At 34.5% G+C, this 1,250-nt stretch carries 3 protein-coding genes; all 3 read left to right on the top strand.

Going from position 1 to position 1,250, the window contains the following annotated elements; all coding sequences use genetic code 11:
- Positions 1–64 precede the first annotated feature (64 nt).
- The 3 genes from ICL16_RS45115 to ICL16_RS47970 are packed head-to-tail and all read left to right on the top strand — an operon-like array spanning position 65 to position 1,219.
- Positions 65–508, top strand: coding sequence for a transposase family protein (locus ICL16_RS45115; protein WP_202895952.1), 444 nt, complete (start codon positions 65–67; stop codon positions 506–508).
- On the top strand, positions 487–1,107 hold the full coding sequence (locus tag ICL16_RS45110) for a transposase (RefSeq protein ID WP_337907212.1): 621 nt from the start codon (positions 487–489) through the stop codon (positions 1,105–1,107). The genes ICL16_RS45115 and ICL16_RS45110 overlap by 22 nt, the downstream gene beginning before the upstream one ends.
- Before the next feature lie 7 nt (positions 1,108–1,114).
- Positions 1,115–1,219 (top strand): transposase, encoded by a 105-nt coding sequence (locus tag ICL16_RS47970; RefSeq protein WP_420485335.1) that lies wholly within the window; start codon positions 1,115–1,117, stop codon positions 1,217–1,219.
- Positions 1,220–1,250: the final 31 nt, after the last annotated feature.

Below are 1,250 nucleotides of genomic sequence, written 5' to 3'. Positions count from 1 at the left end.
GGTTCTCCCGGCTTTTTGGTGTAAACTGTATATGTAGATACTTTTTACTCACTTTTGTTGTCTTATGGACTTTCATCTCGATGCCCTTCTTGATTTACCTTTCGTCACAGTTGAAAGTTGTCGCTATCATGATGACGAAGTTTACTTAATATTGAAATTTTTAAAAGAGGAATCAAGCTGTCCCCATTGTGGTAGTACCACTGAAAAAATACATCAAAATCGACCTATTTTAATTAGAGATTTACCAGTTTTTGGGAGAATAGTTTACTTAAAAATCCCCCGTCGTCAATTTTATTGCTCTTGTTGTCAACGCTACTTTACGGAAAAATTGGAATTTGTGGATTGGGAGCGAAGATATACCATTAGATATGAAGAACAGATATATCAAAGAATTCAAAGTAGCAGTATCGAACAAGTTAGCCGAGAAGAAAAATTAAGTTTTGAACAGGTACAAGGGATATTTAATCATCAGTATAGTAAAAAAAAATTGAAGGTTGGGGTGAGGTAAAACGTCTCAGTATTGATGAAGTTAGCAAGCGCAAAGGTCATCAAAACTTTATGACTGTTGTTGCCGATATTGAGTCAGGTAAATTGATAGAGGTCATCGATAGTCACAAACAAGACGATATCATTGAAATCCTTAAGCAGCAACCGTTAGAGGTACGTGAAAAGGTTGAAGAAGTGAGCATAGATATGTGGGGCGGCTTTCCCAAAGTTATACAGGAGTTATTTCCAAATGCTCAGATTGTCTATGACAGATTTCATGTAATGAAATCGGTACAATCAGAATTAAATATAATTCGTAAACAAGCTGATGTTAAAGATAAACGAAGTAAATTTATTCTTTTAAAGAATGGTAAAGATTTAACATTATCAGAAAAGAATAAACTCCTTGATATCCTGGGGCAGTCAACGCGGTTGAGAATTGCATATGAATTAAAAGAAGAGTTTAGGAATATTTATGAGACAAGTAAGACTGTTGAAGAAGGTAGAACGGAACTAGAAAAATGGTTAGAAAAAGCTAAAATAGTTTACTGTGACGCTCTGAGCACAATTCGCAATCATTTTGAAGGAATTTGTAACTATTTTCTTAATCGAACTACATAAGAGTGTAATGGAAGGAATCAACAATCGTATTAAGTTAATTAAACGACAAGCTTATGGGTTTGTAAACTTCAACAATTTCCGGAATCGGTTATTAGCTTGCTTTGGTGATTAGAACAGCTTATCACCATATATACGGGAGAACC

It is taken from the genome of Iningainema tapete BLCC-T55, from assembly GCF_014698965.1.
Taxonomy (GTDB): domain Bacteria; phylum Cyanobacteriota; class Cyanobacteriia; order Cyanobacteriales; family Nostocaceae; genus Iningainema; species Iningainema tapete.
Note: the sequence above shows the minus strand (reverse complement) of the source record. Positions and strands in the feature narration are given on the sequence as shown.